At 75.5% G+C, this 14,295-nt stretch carries 12 protein-coding genes; all 12 read left to right on the forward strand.

Translation table 11 applies throughout. The features are described from left to right. Positions 1–99 precede the first annotated feature (99 nt). Entirely contained in the window at positions 100–1,692 is a 1,593-nt protein-coding gene (locus tag ACZ5FU_RS10225; RefSeq protein WP_451527837.1) for a phage tail sheath subtilisin-like domain-containing protein, read from the forward strand. Positions 1,693–1,744: 52 nt separating this feature from the next. Beyond that, a complete protein-coding gene (locus ACZ5FU_RS10230) occupies positions 1,745–2,188 on the forward strand; it encodes a phage tail protein (RefSeq protein WP_356773890.1) in 444 nt (147 codons plus the stop codon). Continuing rightward, positions 2,188–2,658: a hypothetical protein gene (locus ACZ5FU_RS10235; RefSeq protein WP_451527838.1), complete on the forward strand. Its 471-nt coding sequence runs from the start codon at positions 2,188–2,190 to the stop codon at positions 2,656–2,658. The genes ACZ5FU_RS10230 and ACZ5FU_RS10235 overlap by 1 nt, the downstream gene beginning before the upstream one ends. Next, on the forward strand, positions 2,655–2,807 hold the full coding sequence (locus ACZ5FU_RS10240) for a DUF6760 family protein (protein WP_167534914.1): 153 nt from the start codon (positions 2,655–2,657) through the stop codon (positions 2,805–2,807). The genes ACZ5FU_RS10235 and ACZ5FU_RS10240 overlap by 4 nt, the downstream gene beginning before the upstream one ends. A 3,180-nt stretch (positions 2,808–5,987) precedes the next feature. Then, the gene (locus ACZ5FU_RS10245) at positions 5,988–6,560 is read left to right on the forward strand and encodes an extensin (protein WP_468834157.1); all 573 of its coding nucleotides are present in this window, start codon (positions 5,988–5,990) and stop codon (positions 6,558–6,560) included. Between the two features lie 96 nt (positions 6,561–6,656). Beyond that, positions 6,657–7,082: a phage tail protein gene (locus tag ACZ5FU_RS10250; protein WP_451527840.1), complete on the forward strand. Its 426-nt coding sequence runs from the start codon at positions 6,657–6,659 to the stop codon at positions 7,080–7,082. 62 nt (positions 7,083–7,144) lie between these two features. Then, the gene (locus ACZ5FU_RS10255; protein WP_468834154.1) at positions 7,145–7,870 is read left to right on the forward strand and encodes a CIS tube protein; all 726 of its coding nucleotides are present in this window, start codon (positions 7,145–7,147) and stop codon (positions 7,868–7,870) included. Further along, positions 7,870–9,771, forward strand: coding sequence for a VgrG-related protein (locus ACZ5FU_RS10260; protein ID WP_469045200.1), 1,902 nt, complete (start codon positions 7,870–7,872; stop codon positions 9,769–9,771). Before ACZ5FU_RS10255 ends, ACZ5FU_RS10260 begins: the two co-directional genes overlap by 1 nt. A 49-nt stretch (positions 9,772–9,820) precedes the next feature. Beyond that, complete coding sequence (locus tag ACZ5FU_RS10265) at positions 9,821–10,264, forward strand: GPW/gp25 family protein (RefSeq protein ID WP_451527843.1); 444 nt, start codon at positions 9,821–9,823, stop codon at positions 10,262–10,264. Then, positions 10,264–12,222 (forward strand): putative baseplate assembly protein, encoded by a 1,959-nt coding sequence (locus ACZ5FU_RS10270; protein WP_451778355.1) that lies wholly within the window; start codon positions 10,264–10,266, stop codon positions 12,220–12,222. The genes ACZ5FU_RS10265 and ACZ5FU_RS10270 overlap by 1 nt, the downstream gene beginning before the upstream one ends. A gap of 64 nt (positions 12,223–12,286) precedes the next feature. Then, positions 12,287–12,844, forward strand: a complete 558-nt coding sequence (locus ACZ5FU_RS10275; protein ID WP_469045201.1) for a phage tail protein — start codon at positions 12,287–12,289, stop codon at positions 12,842–12,844. Next, the gene (locus tag ACZ5FU_RS10280) at positions 12,841–14,094 is read left to right on the forward strand and encodes a zinc ribbon domain-containing protein (RefSeq protein WP_468646040.1); all 1,254 of its coding nucleotides are present in this window, start codon (positions 12,841–12,843) and stop codon (positions 14,092–14,094) included. Before ACZ5FU_RS10275 ends, ACZ5FU_RS10280 begins: the two co-directional genes overlap by 4 nt. Positions 14,095–14,295 lie beyond the last annotated feature (201 nt).

A 14,295-nucleotide genomic window follows, 5' to 3' on the forward strand; every position in this document is an offset into this window, starting at 1 on the left:
CTTCATGCCCCCGGACAGGCACCGGAGGACGTTTCGACGGGCGTGCCTCGCGCGTGAGGGTGGGAGTCGACCTGACTCGTACCCCGAGGAGAGCAGAGCATGCCGTCCTACCTGTCACCCGGCGTTTACGTCGAGGAGGTGGCCAGCGGCTCACGCCCGATCGAGGGGGTGGGCACCTCGGTGGCGGCCTTCGTCGGACTCGCGCCGACCGGTCCGCTGAACGAGCCGACGCTGGTCACCAACTGGACGCAGTACGTGGCGGCGTTCGGTGACTTCGCCGACGGGTACTACCTCGCGCACTCCGTCTACGGCTTCTTCAACAACGGCGGCAGCGCCGCCTACGTCGTCCGCGTGGGCGGTGCCCCCGGCGGCGCCGCCGGCGAGACGTCCGCCGCCCCCGCCGCGGTGACCGGCGGCGACGAGCGCGCCGCGCTGCCCCAGGGCGAGCCCCGGCAGCTCGGCACGTTCACCGTGACCGCGGTGGCCGGCGGCTCCGGCCCGCTCAGCGTCGAGGTCGCCGACCCCGAGGGCGAGGGCCCCGCCGAGCGGTTCAAGCTGATCGTCAAGGACGGCGACAAGCCGGTCGAGACCTTCGACGTGACCGCCAAGAAGGGCGGCCGCAACTACGTCGTCACGCAGGTGAAGGAGCGCTCCAAGCTCATCACCGTGCAGGAGGCGGCGCCCGCAGCCCAGCTGGCGCGCCCGGACAACCAGACCGTGGCGCTCGCCGCCCCGCCCGCCGCCGCCGTCGCCCCGGCCGCCCCCGCGGACGACACCCGGCAGGCCGGCCCCGCCCAGTACCTCGGCGACAGCGCCGACCGCACCGGCTTCGGCGGCCTGGAGGCCGTCGACGAGATCTCCATGGTCGCGGTGCCCGACCTGATGGCCGCCTACCAGCGGGGCGCGATCGACCTGGAGCAGGTCAAGGCCGTCCAGCTCGGCCTGATCGCGCACTGCGAGCTGATGGGCGACCGCGTCGCGATCATCGACCCGCCGCCGGGCCTCAACGCCCGCCAGATCCGCGTCTGGCGCCAGGAGACGGCCGGCTACGACTCCAAGTACGCGGCCCTGTACTACCCGTGGATCAAGTCCTTCGACCCGGCGACCGGCCAGTCCCGCCTGGTCCCGCCGAGCGGCCACGTCGCCGGTGTCTGGGCCCGCAACGACTCCGAGCGCGGCGTCCACAAGGCCCCGGCGAACGAGGTCGTGCGCGGCGCGGTGGACCTGGAGATCCAGATCACCCGCGGCGAGCAGGACCTGCTCAACCCCATCGGCGTGAACTGCATCCGCGCCTTCCCGGGCCGCGGCATCCGCGTCTGGGGAGCCCGCACCCTCTCCTCCGACCCGGCCTGGCGCTACCTGAACGTCCGCCGGTACTTCAACTACCTGGAGGAGTCGATCCTGATCGGCACCCAGTGGGTGGTGTTCGAGCCGAACGACCACGCCCTGTGGGCGCGGATCCGGCGCAACGTGTCGGCGTTCCTGGTCAACGAGTGGCGCAGCGGCGCCCTGTTCGGGGCCCGGCCCGAGGACGCGTACTACGTCAAGTGCGACGAGGAGACCAACCCGCAGGAGTCGGTCGACGTCGGCCGCGTCGTGTGCGAGATCGGCATCGCGCCGGTCAAGCCCGCCGAGTTCGTCATCTTCCGGCTGGCCCAGTTCTCCAGCGGCAACGGGGAGCTGGAGGAGTAACCGCTCCTCCCACCACCCCCATCGCAGTCAACTCCCTTAGAAGGAAAGCAAGATGAGTCTCCAGCCGGGTGATGCTCTCACTTCGCACAATTTCGGCCTCCAGATCGACGGCGTGATGGTCGAGTACCTCGCCGAGGTCAGCGGCCTCAGCCTGGAACAGGACGTCATCGAGTACCAGCAGGTCTCCGCGCAGGGCAAGCCGGTCACCAAGAAGCTGCCGGGCGTGAAGAAGGCCGGGACCTGCACGGTCGTACGCGGCATGACGCAGTCCGCGGCGTTCAACACCTGGATCACCGAGTCGATCAACGGCGTGATGGGCTCCGCCCGCAAGAACGCCACGATCATGGTGATGGACTACCAGAACAACCCGGTCAAGCGGTACAACATGCGCAACGCCTGGTGCAGCAAGATCGACACCAGCACGGTGAAGGCCGGCGAGGCGTCCGCGCTGACCGAGACGGTGACCATCACGTTCGAAGAACTGGTCATCGAGTAATGCGACGTACTGCTGTGCGGGCGGCGGCGCCCGCGGGCGGGGAGCAGGAGAACACTCCGCTCCCGCCCGCGGCGCCGGCGCCCGCGCCCGTCGCGCAGCGCCTGCGGACGGAGTTCCCCTTCGAACTGCCGAGGGGCTACGTCGACGAGGCGGGCACCGTCCACCGCGACGGCGTGATGCGGCTGGCGACGGCACGGGACGAACTCGTCCCGCTGCGGGACATCCGCGTCCAGGAGAACCCGGCGTACCTGTCGGTGGTCCTGCTGGGCCGGGTCATCACCCGCCTCGGCACGCTCCCGCTCGTCCACGACGGGATCGTGGAGAACATGTTCGCCTCCGACCTGGCGTTCCTCCAGGACTTCTACCGCCAGGTGAACGCGGAGGGCCACACCCGCGCGACCGTGGAGTGCCCGCACTGCGCGGAGCCCTTCGAGGTCGAACTCGGCGGGAGCCGCCTGGGGGAATCGTGACGTACGCGACCGACCGGCTGCACGAGGAGATCGCGTACGTCGCCTTCCACTTCCACTGGGGCCACGACGAGATCCTGGACCTGGAACACCACGACCGCCGCCGCTACACGGACAGCATCGCGTCCCTCGTGACGCGCGCGGAGGGCTGAGCGATGGGCTTCCTGGACCGCTTCCGCCGCTCCGAGGACCGTTCGGCGGACCGCCCCGAGGACCGTTCCGCGCGGGGCGGCGCACCGGAGCCGGGACCGGACGTGCCGGCCGCCGGTACGGCGTCGGCGGCCGGCGCGGGCTCCGCGCCGGTGCGTCCGCGCACGGCCGCCTGGTCCGCCCTGCCGCCCGTGCAGCGGGCGACGGGCGGCAGGGGCGCGGCCGGTGTCGCCGACCCCGGCTTCGGCGGCCGCCTGGCCACCTGGCAGAACCCCTCGTTCACCGGCGCGCCCTCACCCGCGGTCCTGGACGGCCGGTCGGGTGGCCTGCTGGACCACCTGACGTCGGTCCCGCCCCGGCAGCCGGCGTCACCGGCGCCGGCACCGGCCGAACGCCCCGCGCCGGTGGTACCGGTGGCGGCCCCCGTCGCGGGACCCGCGGCGGGACCCGCCGTGGGCGGGGCGCGGACGCCCGCGCCGGTGCCGGCGTCGGCGCAGCCCTCCGCCGTCCTGCCGGTGCCGTCCGCTCCCCCCGCGCCCGCCGCACCGGCGCGGGGCATCCGGGTGCAGCCGGCCCCCGCCCGCCCCGCCCCGGCGCAGGTGCCCCTGACGAAGGCGGCCGCGGCCGCCCCGGTACAGCGGCGCACCCTGCCCGCACGGGTCCCGCCGGCCCCGCGACCGGCCGCTGCCGCTGCCGGCACCGGTGCCGGCAGCGGTGAGGCCGGGGGCGCGCCCGCGGCACCGGGCAAGGAGCCCGTTTCACCGGCCGCGACGACGCCCCCGCCCGGCCCGGTCCCGTCGCCGGCCCCGGCCCGGACACCGGCCGGTGAGCCGACGACGCCGTCCGTGCAACGGGCGGTGGACGGGGAAGCCCGGGACCGGAGCGGTCCGGTGCCGGTGCCCTCGGCGAACCGGACGATCGGTCCCGGACCGGCCGTGAACCCGCCGTCCGACGCCGCGCCCCTGCCGGTCACCCGGCGGAGCGCCGCACCCGGCGCGGCCGCCGTTCCGCATGCCGGTCCGCCCGGCGGCCCGGCCCCCTCGGCACGCCCCGGCGCGGGCCCGGCCCCGACCGGCGCCGGTACGCCGGGCGGCGCTCCGGGTCCCGCCGTCGTGCAACGCGCCACCGGCCGGTCCGCGGCCGGCGACGGACCGGCGCCCGGCACCCCGCCCACGCCCGGCAGCGGGCCCGCACTCATGCCCGCGACCGGTACCGGTACGCCGGGGAGCGCGCCGCACCCGGTCGTCGCACAACGCGCCACCGGCCGGCCCGCCGCGTCCGGCGGCCGCCCCACGCCCGGCACCGCACCGGCCACCGGCGACGGGCCCGCGCCACGCACCGCACCCACACCCGCGTCCGGCACGGCGTCGGTCCCCGGCACGGGAACCGCGTCGCCCACCGGAACCCCGGGTGGCGCACCGGGTCCCGTCGCCGTGCAGCGCGCCGTCAGCCGGCCCGCCCCGTCCGGCGGCCGCACCACGCCCGGCACCGCACCGGCCACCGGCACCGCTCCCGGTGCCCCGGCCGCCCCCGGCACCGGGCCCGCTCCGGACGCCGGGACCCCGGGCACCGCACCGATCCCTGTGACCGTCCGGCGCACGGCAGGCCTGCCCGGCCTCTCCGGCACCCCGCCCACGTCCGGTGGTGCCGCACGGACCGCCGTGCCCTCCCCCTCCCCCTCCTCCTCGCCGGCCCGGACCGGCGTGTCCGGTGACCGGCCCGCGTCCGCCGCCGGGCAGGCCACCAGTGCCGGTCCCGCACCCGCGTCCGGCACCGGGTCCGCTCCGGCCGCCGGGACGCCGGGCGGCGCGCAGAGCCCCTCCGTCGTGCAACGCACCCCCGGCCGCCCCGCCCCGGCAGCACCCCGTCCCGCCCCCGGCGACGCCACGGGGGCGGCCGTCCCCGCACCGGGCCCGGCCGGCCCGCCCGCCGCCGCGCCGGCCCCCCGCACCGCTCCCGTCGTCAGGCCCGTGTCCGGTTCCCGCGCCGCGAGCGGCAGGGACGGCGGCGGCAGGGACGTGCGGCGCTCCGCCCTCGGCTCCCCTTCACCGCACGCCCCGCACGCCCTGTCCGCCTCTTCCGTCCCGGTGGTCGACTCCGAGGCCCGGCCGTCCTCGACCGGCACACCGACGCCGGCGCCGTCCGCCGCCGCGGGTCCCTCCGCCGTGCAGCGCTCGGCCGTACCCGGTGCGGGTGCGCCGGTGGCGTCGGGCCGCGACACCGCCGCCCCCGGCATCCCCGGCGCCCCCTCCCCCCTCGTCCACAAGGCCGCCCGGGCCGGCCGGCCGGCCGACCCGACCGGTGCGCCGCGGGCGGGCACGGACGGCCGCACCGCACCGGCGGCCCCCTCGTCGCCCACCCCGGGCGGCCCCTCCGGCGCCACCCCGGACGCCGCCCTGGACGGCCGGCGCCCGACCGCGCCCGACCGGCCCGTACCGACATCGCCGACGTCACCGACACCTCCGACGGTCCCCTCCGCCCCCCTGCCGCCGGCCGCCCCCGCGGCCCGCACCGGAGCGACGGCCCCGACGGCATCCCCCGTCCAGCGGAGCACGCGCCGCGCCGGTCTGGGCGCCCCCGCGCGCGGGAACCCGGACGGCACCGACCCGTCCCCGGCCGCCGTGCCGCCGCCCGCCGCCACCGCGTTCGCGCCGCCCACCGGCTCCGCCGTGCCGACGGCGTCCGCCCGCCCGGTGCCCCCGCGGCCCTCCGCGCGGCGCGCTCCCGGTGCGGCCGTCCCCGTCGGCCGCCCGCGTCCCGCCCTCGGCGCCCCGCTCACCGGCCGCCCCCCGGAGGCGGTGTCCCCCGGTGCCCCCGCGACCCCGCCCGCCGTGCAGCGCGCCACCGCGCCGCGCACCACCGCCGGCCGTCCGGCGACGCCGCCCACCCCGCTCCCCGGCATGTCCCTGCCCGACGCCCCCGCGTCCCCGGGGCCCGTCCCCGCCCCGGCGCCGGCGTCGAGCACACCGGTCCCGCCCGCCCCGCCCACCTCACCGGCCCCGTCGGCCCCACCGGCGACCGGCGCGTCCGCCCCGGCCCGCCCGGTGCCCGCCCCGGCATCCGCCGTCCCGCCCGTGCGGCCCGCCGTACAGCGCGCGACACCGCACGTGACACCACGGGCGACGCCCTCCACGACACCGCACGCGAGTGGATCCACGACCGCCCCCGCCCGGACGAGGCCCATGAAGACCACACCCCCCGTCGGCCCGCGGTCCCTCGGCCCGGTCCCCGTCGCCGTACCGCTGCGCCGTACCGCGCCCGGTGCCGGACCCCGGCCCGTCGTCCAGCCCCTGCGGACGACGCCCTCGGCGACCCTCCCGGCGGAACGCCCCGCCCCGCCCGCGGCCCCGGCGCCTCTCCCGCTGTCCCCGTCGGCTCCGCCCACCCCGTCCGCGCCGGTGATCCGACGCACCTCGGCGGCCCCGCCCGCCCCGGTGGCCCGCACGGCGCCGCCCGCCCCGGTGATCCAGCGTGCCCCGGCCGTCCAGCGCACCCCGGACGCCCACACACCGCTCCCCGCCGCGCACTCCGACGGCCCGCCTCCGTACTCCGACGACCCGCCCCCGTACGACCAGGGCTCCCCGCCGCCCGCCTACTCGGAGGTCCCGAAGGGCGGCTTCGACCCCCGCGCGCTCACCGACTTCCAGCTGGACGAACTCACCCACCGCCTGACGGGCCGCATCACCCGTCTCCTGCGCACCGAACTCCGCATGGACCGCGAACGCGTCGGCCGTCTCCGCGACCCCCGCCACTGACGGCCCCGCCACCGACGGCCCCGCCACCGACCGCTCCGGCACCGACCGCGTCCGCGCCCGCCGCCCGCTTCCCCGCTGAACCAGAAAGGCCCCTCGATGTCCCGCGATCTCGACCCGGGCTCCACCATCTTCTTCACCCTGACCATCGACGGGGAGAGCCTCGGTTACTTCAACGGGTGCGACGGCCTGTCCTCCAAGGTGGAGATCGAGCACCGGCAGGAGGGCGGCAACAACGGGTTCGTCTGGCAGCTCCCGTCCCGCGTCACCTTCTCCACGATCCGGCTGACCCGGCCCCTCACCCCGGACACCACCAAGGTCGCCAAGTGGATCTCGTCGGTCACCACCGGCGTGTCCCGGCCGACGGCCCAGATCGCGGCGCTGCGCGCGGACGGTTCCGAGGTGGCGCGGTGGGGCCTGATCGACGTGCTGCCGGTCAGCTGGCAGGGGCCGTCGCTGGATCCGGCGAACCCGGGCGTCGCGACGGAGGTCCTGGAGATCACCCACCACGGCTTCACCGACTGAGCCGACCGAGCCGACCGAGGGACAGGCAGAGGCACAGGCAGAGGGACAGAGGGAAGCAACTCATGGCCAAGGGAAGCAAAGGCGGCGCGGGCAAGAGCCTGGTGCGGGCCACGCTCGCCATCCACGAGCCGCCCGTCGGCTCCAGCACCACGCCGGGCGGGCTCATCAGGTCGTTCGGGTTCGACTTCAACCCGTCGCGGCTCCAGCTGGGCCGCCGCGCCCAGTGGAAGGTGACGCCGACGGCCGCCGTCCGCGACGGCTCCGTACCGGAGTTCATGGGTCCGGAGCCGCGCGAGATGACGGTCGAGATCTTCCTGGACTCGTCCGAGCGGCCGGGCAGCAACACGGTCCTGAAGAAGGTGGAATCGCTCCTGGAGTGCTGCGAGGTGACCACCAAGAGCATCGGCGCCAAGCAGCCGTCGCCGCCGTGGGTGGTGTTCCAGTGGGGCTCGTTCTCGACGGCCCGCTTCACGGCGTACGTCAGCAGCGTCGAGGTGAACTACTCGCTGTTCGGGACGACGGGCGTGCCCATCCGGGCCACCTGCCAGGTGCGGCTGCACGAGATCCCCAGCAAGACCAAGGGCCAGAACCCGACCTCGGGCGCGCTGACCGCGCAGCGCGTGCACCGGGTCGTCGCGGGCGACTCCCTGCAGTCGCTGGCCTGGCGGGAGTACGGCGACACGGCGGCCTGGCGGACCATCGCCGAGGCGAACGGCATCGACGACCCGAACCGGCTGGCCACCGGCACCGAACTGGTGCTGCCCGCCGTCGAGGAGGTGCGTTTCTGATGGTGCAGTCGGCGTACTCGAGCGTCATCCAGGTCACCCTCGGCGGCAGCCCGCTGCCCCCCGACTTCGCGCCGCTCCTCGTGGAGGGCTGGGTGGACCAGGGTCTGGGCGTGCCGGCGGCGTTCCGGCTCACCTTCCGCGACCCCTACCGCCAGGTCCTCGGCAAGCTGGGCGTCACGTTCGGCACCCCCGTCGTCCTCGCCCCGGTCGCCGACGGCAAGGGCGCCTCGGACCCCCTCCTCACCGGTGAGGTCTGCGGTCTGGAGGCCGACTACGACGGCACCGGCACCTTCACCGTCATCCGCGGCTACGACTTCGGCCACCGCCTGATGCGCCAGCGCCGGGTCGCCGCCTACCGCAACCAGAGCGCCTCGGACATCGCCCGCAAGCTGGCCGCGCAGGACGGCGTCCCGGTCGGGAGGATCGAGTCCACCAAGACCGTCTACGAGTTCATCAGCCAGGCCAACGTCACCGACTGGGACTTCCTCGCCCGGCTGGCCGACGAGAACGAGATGGTCATGTCGGTGGACGCCAAGGGCAGGTTCCAGTTCGTCAAGCCCGACCCGGCGTCCGGCGCGCCGCCCACCTCGACCCCCGGCGACAAGAGCCCCTTCGTCCTCGAGGCCGGCACCGACATCCTCCGGCTGCGCGCCGCCGTCACCTCCGCCGAGCAGGTCGCGACCGTCGAGGCACGCGGCTGGGACGTGACGACGAAGAAGAAGCTCACCGCGACCACCCCCGCCACCGGCAACCCCGGCATCAGCATCGGCACCACCCCCGGCGAGGCCGCCGCCAAGTTCAAGCCGGCCAAGCTGGTGGACGCGCAGACGCCGTACGACCGGCAGTCCGAGGTGAAGTTCGCCGCCGAGGCCCTCGCCGACGACGTGACCGGCTCGTTCGCCGAGCTGGAGGTCGCCGCGCGCGGCACCCCCCGACTGCGTCCCGGCCTGCCCGTCACCCTCGCCGACGTCGGCGCCCCCTTCGAGGGCAAGTACACCGCCACCTCCGTACGGCACGTCTTCGGCGACGGCAAGCACTACGAGGCGTGGGTCACGGTCAGCGGGCGGCAGTGGCGGTCCCTGTACGGGCTCGCCTCCGGCGGCGGCGGCACCGTCAACGGCCTCCACCTGCCCGGTACCGTCAACGCGCTGGTCACCGACGTCCGGGACCCCCTCCTCCAGGGCCGCGTCAAGCTCCAGTTCCCCTGGCTCGACGACGCCTACGTCAGCGACTGGACGCGCGTGGTGCAGTGGGGCGGCAAGCGCGGCGGTTCGATCTTCCCCCTCGACGTGGGCGACGAGGTGCTGGTCGCCTTCGACCGGGGTGCCCTCGACCACCCGTACGTCATCGGCGGCCTCTACAACGGCAAGGACAAGCCGACCCCCGTCAAGGACGTCCCCCTGCACGACGGTGCCCGCCAGCGCGCCTCCCGGCACACCCTGTCCGACCGCGAGGGCAACCGCGTGGACCTGCTCAGCCAGCGGGTCGGCGGCAAGCAGGGCGTGCGGGTGGCCAGCGGCGACGACAAGCTCGTCATCAACCTCGACCGGGCGCAGACCGAGATCACCGTGGACAGCAAGGGCACCGTCAGCATCACGGGCAGCCGCTCGGTGTCCGTCAAGGCGGGCACCGACCTCACCCTCAGCGCGGGCCGCAACATCGCCATCCGCAGCGGCGGCTCCCTCACCCTCCGGGGCAGCCTGGTCAACATCAGGTCCATGACGGGCATGGTGTCGATGGACGCGGCGGGCCTGCTGAACCTCAAGGCGGGCGCCGCCGCCACCCTGAGCGCGGGAGCCGCCGTCCAGATCAACTCCACCGCCAACGTGGGCATCCGGGCCGCGACCCTCATGCTCCAGGGCATGGTCATGGTCAACGCCAAGCCGTACCCGCTGCCGTGACGCGCGGACCGTACGCCGTGAGAACCAGGAAAAGGCAGGTGGCCCTCTGATGGCCGAGCAATTCGTCGGATCGGGCTGGGCGTTCCCGCTCCGCATCGGCCCCACCGGGGGCATCGCCCTGGTGAGCGGCGAGCGCGAGATCGAGGAGGCGATCCGGCTGGTCCTGGCGACCGCGCCGGGCGAGCGCCCGATGCGGCCGGAGTTCGGCTGCGCCATCCACGACCTCGTGTTCGCCCCGGTCAACGAGGCCACCGCGGGCCGCATCCAGCACGAGGTGTACACCAGCCTCGACCGCTGGGAGCCGCGCATCGAGGTCACCGACGTCGAGGTCACCGCGGGCGCCGAGCAGGGCGTGCTGTTCATCGACGTCCGCTACGCGATCCGCGGCACCAACAACCCGCGCAGCCTCGTCTTCCCCTTCTACGTCATTCCGTCCCACGACGAGCCGGACGCCCCGGCCTCCTCGGGTACGGCTCCCGAAAGCGACCGCTGATGGCCCTGCCCTCCCCCAATCTGGACGACCGCCGCTTCCAGCAGTTCGTCGACGACGCCAAGCGCTACATCCAGCAGCGCGCCCCGGAGTGGACCGACCACAACGTCTCCGACCCCGGCGTCACCCTCGTCGAGACGGTCGCCCACATGGCCGACCAGATCGTCTACCGCCTCAACCGGGTGCCGGAGAAGAACCACCTCGCCTTCCTCGACCTGGTCGGCATCCACCTGTTCCCGCCGTCCGCGGCCCGCACCGACGTCACCTTCTGGCTGTCGGCGCCGCAGGAGGAGACCGTGCTGCTGCCGGTGGGCACCGAGGTGGCGACCGTGCGCACGGAGAGCGAGGAGGCGGTGGTCTTCGCGACGGAACGCGAACTGTCCGTCATCCCGTGCGAGTTGCGCCACCTCGTGGTCCAGCACCAGGGCGAGCCGGTCACCGACCGGACCACCGACCTCGTCGAGGGCAAGGACCTGCTGTGCTTCTCGGAGGCCCCGCAGCCCGGCGACTGCATGCTGCTCGGTCTCAGCGCGGCCGTCCCGCACTGCGCGGTCGCCCTCGAACTCGACAGCCGGGTGGACGGCGTCGGCGTCGACCCGCGCCAGCCCCCGCTGGTGTGGGAGGCGTGGACGGAGGACGGCTGGCAGGCCTGCGAGGTCGACCGCGACGGCACCGGCGGCCTCAACCGGCCCGGCGAGGTCGTCCTGCACGTCCCCGCCGGCCACGTGCTGTCCCGCTCGGGCGGCCAGGAGGCCGGCTGGCTGCGCTGCCGCGTCACCGAACCGCTGCCCGGCCAGCCCTTCTACACCACCTCGCCCACCGTGCGCTCCGCCGAGGCCTTCACGGTCGGCGGCACCGCCCCCACGGTCCACGCCGAGACGGTGTACGACGAGGCGCTCGGCGAGTCGACCGGCCTGCCCGGCCAGCGGCTGCGCCTGGCCCACGCCCCGGTCGTCGGCGACGACCCGCCGCTGCTGCTGCAGACCGCCGAACACGAGGGCTGGACCGACTGGCGGGTCGTCCCGCACTTCGCCGCGTCCGGTCCCGCCGACCGCCACGTCACCCTCGACGCGGCGACCGGCGAGATCGCCTTCGGCCCGGCCGTGCGCGAACCCGACGGCACCCTCCGCCAGTACGGGGCCGTCGCCCCCAAGGGCTCCGTCGTCCGCGCCCGCCGCTACCGCACCGGCGGCGGCCGGGCGGGCAACGTGGCCCGCGGCGCCGTACAGGTGCTGCGCACCTCCGTGCCGTACGTCTCCGAGGTCGTCAACCGGGAGGCCGCGCGCGGCGGTGTCGACGGCGAGACGGTCGACGAGGCGAAGGTGCGCGCCCCCATCACCCTGCGCGCCCAGGAGCGTGCCGTGACGCTGCGCGACTACGAGGAACTCGCCCGCCGCGCCGCCCCCGAGACCGCCCGCATCACCTGCCTGGAGGGCGAACCCGACGAGCACGGGGCCTACGCCGTGCGGGTGCTGGTGGTCCCGCAGGCCGTCCCCGACCCGGGCGGGCGGCTCCGCTTCGAGCAGCTCGTCCCCGGGGACGCCCTGCTGGACCGGATCACCCGGCACCTCGACGAACGGCGCCTGATCGGCACCCGACTGGCCGTCGGACCGCCGTACTACCAGGGCGTCACCGTCGTCGCCACGGTGCACGCCTTCCGCGGCGTCGACACCGACCGGGTGCGCCGCCGGGCCCACGACGCCCTCTACCGGCACCTCGACCCGCTGACCGGCGGCGCCGACGGCCGCGGCTGGCCCTTCGGGCGGCCCGTCCAGTCGGGCGAGGTCTTCGCCGTCCTGCAGCGCGTCCCCGGCGTCGAACTCGTCGACCAGGTCATCCTGCACCCCGCCGACCCGCTCACCGGCAAACGCGGCGAGGCCACCGACCGCATCGACCTGTCCGCGCCCGCCCTGGTCTTCTCCTACGACCACCGCGTCCGGGTGATCGGGGACGGCTCGTGAACCCGGTCTCCGTCCACCCGGCCGCCGCACGCCCGGCCTCCGCGCGTGCGGAAGGGGTGTCGGGATGAGGGGCTCGATCGACGGGCTCGCCTCGTCCGCGCCGATCGGCGTCATGCTGCCCGCCGTGTTCGCCGACGACGACCTCGCCCAGCGGTTCGTCGCCGGACTCGACGAGGTGATCGCCCCGATCTTCAACGTCCTCGACTGTCTGCCCGCCTACTTCGACCCGGCCCTCGCCCCCGTCGACTTCACCCGGTGGCTGACCGGCTGGGTCGGCGCCGAGACCGACGGGACGGAACCGGAGGAACGGCTGCGCGCGGCGGTCGCGGCGGCCGCCTACCTGCACCGGGTGCGCGGCACCCGGCGCGGCCTCGCGGAGGCGGTCCGGCTGGCCTTCGGGGCGGAGCCGGAGATCTCCGAGAGCGGCGCCGCCGCCTGGAGCGCCCGCCCGCTCGGCCCGGTCCCCGGCGCACCCCGCCCCCACCTGCACGTCACGCTCCGCCTGCCCGACCCGGGTCCGGCGGACGAACACCGCCTCGACGCCCTCGTGGCGGCCGCCCGCCCCGCCCACATGCCGTACACGGTCAAGGTGACCGTCGCCGAAAGGACCCCGGAGAGATGACCACCCTGAACTGCGCCGAATGCGGCACCCGGGCGGAGCCGGGTCAGTCCTTCTGCGACGCCTGCGGTGCCGTCCTGAGCTGGACGGACCGCGCCCCCGCCCGCGCGGCGGCACCCGCCGGCACGGCCGCTGGCGCTCCGGGTCCCGGCGCCGCGGCCCCGTCCTCCTCCCCGGCGGCCTCCTCCCGGACGACCGGTTCCGACAGCGAGGACACGGCGGAGAACGTGCTCCCGCCCGTGCCCCCGTCCGACGACACGGCGGCCACCGAGCCCGTGCCGGCCGCCGCCCCCACGGTGCCGACGCCCACGGCCGGCGACGCCACCCGTTCCGACGCCGACGCCGAGGCCGAGGCCCTGAACGCCCGGGCCCGTTCCCTCCTGGTCCCCGTCGCCGACCCCGAGGCCCGTCCCACGCCGCCCCCGTCGGTCGTGCCGGTGCTGCCGGGGCGGCCGGTGGCGGACCGGCCCCAGGTGCGGGCGCCCGGTCCGCAGCAGGGCGACGAGAACGGGCTCCCGTGTCCCTGGTGCTCGACCCCGAACCGCCCCGACCGGCACTACTGCACGCGCTGCGCGATGCCGATGACCAGGGAGGACCACGCGGTCCAGCACCGCCCGTGGTGGCGCCGGGTGCTGGACTTCCGCAACCGCGAGACCCCGTGGGCGGGCGACCGGCCCCGGCTGCGGCGCACCTTCGACCGCGTCGTGACCTGGGTGGTGGCCGCCGCCGTCCTCAGCCTGCTGATCTGGGTCGGGGTGAGCCTGCCGGGCTGGATCCAGGCCACCCGCGACCACTTCGCCAAGCGTGCCCAGGTCGTCCCCGACCAGATCCTGGCGTCCCGCTCCTACCCGGGACACAAGCCCGACCTGCTCCTCGACAAGGTGAACAACACCTGGTGGGGGCCGGGCGTCTCGCAGTCGGGCGAGGGCGAGTGGGTCGAGGCCCGGTTCGCCGAGCCGACCCGGCTGCTGGACCTGATCATCACGCCGGGCACCTCCACCCGCGCCGACCAGCTGTCCCAGTCGGCCCTGCCGCATCGCATCAAGGCGACGATCACGACGAAGGACGGCGGGACGACGACCCGGGACATCGTCCTCGACCAGAGCGCGGGCGGCCAGCGGCGGTCGTTCCGCGTCGGCGAGGTGACGAAGGTCCGCTTCACCCTGGAGTCGGCGTACGGCGCCTCGGCGGCCAAGCAGGTCGCCATCGCGGAGATCGAGTTCTTCGGCCGGTCCAGCGCGAACACGTCCTGACGGCGACGGGGGCGGCCGCCGCACGGGCGGCCGCCCCGGACGCGCGGGAGGCGAGGGCGGGACGGGGCGGAGGCGGAAAACGACGAGTCCCACCCCGTTCGGCACGGGATGGGACTCGTTCAGCGGAGCGCCGGGCAGGCCTTGCACCTGCATTTCCCCACAGGAAGTGGGGCGTCTTTCCTTGGACCACCAACGCAGAAC

The organism is Streptomyces sp. NPDC031554, assembly GCF_055580685.1.

Coding starts and splice junctions, on each gene's coding strand:
- ACZ5FU_RS10260 (WP_469045200.1), top strand. CDS start 7,870: ATGGTGCAGTCGGCGTACTCGAGCGTCATCCAGGTCACCCTCGGCGGC.
- ACZ5FU_RS10275 (WP_469045201.1), top strand. CDS start 12,287: ATGAGGGGCTCGATCGACGGGCTCGCCTCGTCCGCGCCGATCGGCGTC.
- ACZ5FU_RS10270 (WP_451778355.1), top strand. CDS start 10,264: ATGGCCCTGCCCTCCCCCAATCTGGACGACCGCCGCTTCCAGCAGTTC.
- ACZ5FU_RS10225 (WP_451527837.1), top strand. CDS start 100: ATGCCGTCCTACCTGTCACCCGGCGTTTACGTCGAGGAGGTGGCCAGC.
- ACZ5FU_RS10255 (WP_468834154.1), top strand. CDS start 7,145: ATGGCCAAGGGAAGCAAAGGCGGCGCGGGCAAGAGCCTGGTGCGGGCC.
- ACZ5FU_RS10235 (WP_451527838.1), top strand. CDS start 2,188: ATGCGACGTACTGCTGTGCGGGCGGCGGCGCCCGCGGGCGGGGAGCAG.
- ACZ5FU_RS10280 (WP_468646040.1), top strand. CDS start 12,841: ATGACCACCCTGAACTGCGCCGAATGCGGCACCCGGGCGGAGCCGGGT.
- ACZ5FU_RS10250 (WP_451527840.1), top strand. CDS start 6,657: ATGTCCCGCGATCTCGACCCGGGCTCCACCATCTTCTTCACCCTGACC.
- ACZ5FU_RS10230 (WP_356773890.1), top strand. CDS start 1,745: ATGAGTCTCCAGCCGGGTGATGCTCTCACTTCGCACAATTTCGGCCTC.
- ACZ5FU_RS10245 (WP_468834157.1), top strand. CDS start 5,988: ATGAAGACCACACCCCCCGTCGGCCCGCGGTCCCTCGGCCCGGTCCCC.
- ACZ5FU_RS10265 (WP_451527843.1), top strand. CDS start 9,821: ATGGCCGAGCAATTCGTCGGATCGGGCTGGGCGTTCCCGCTCCGCATC.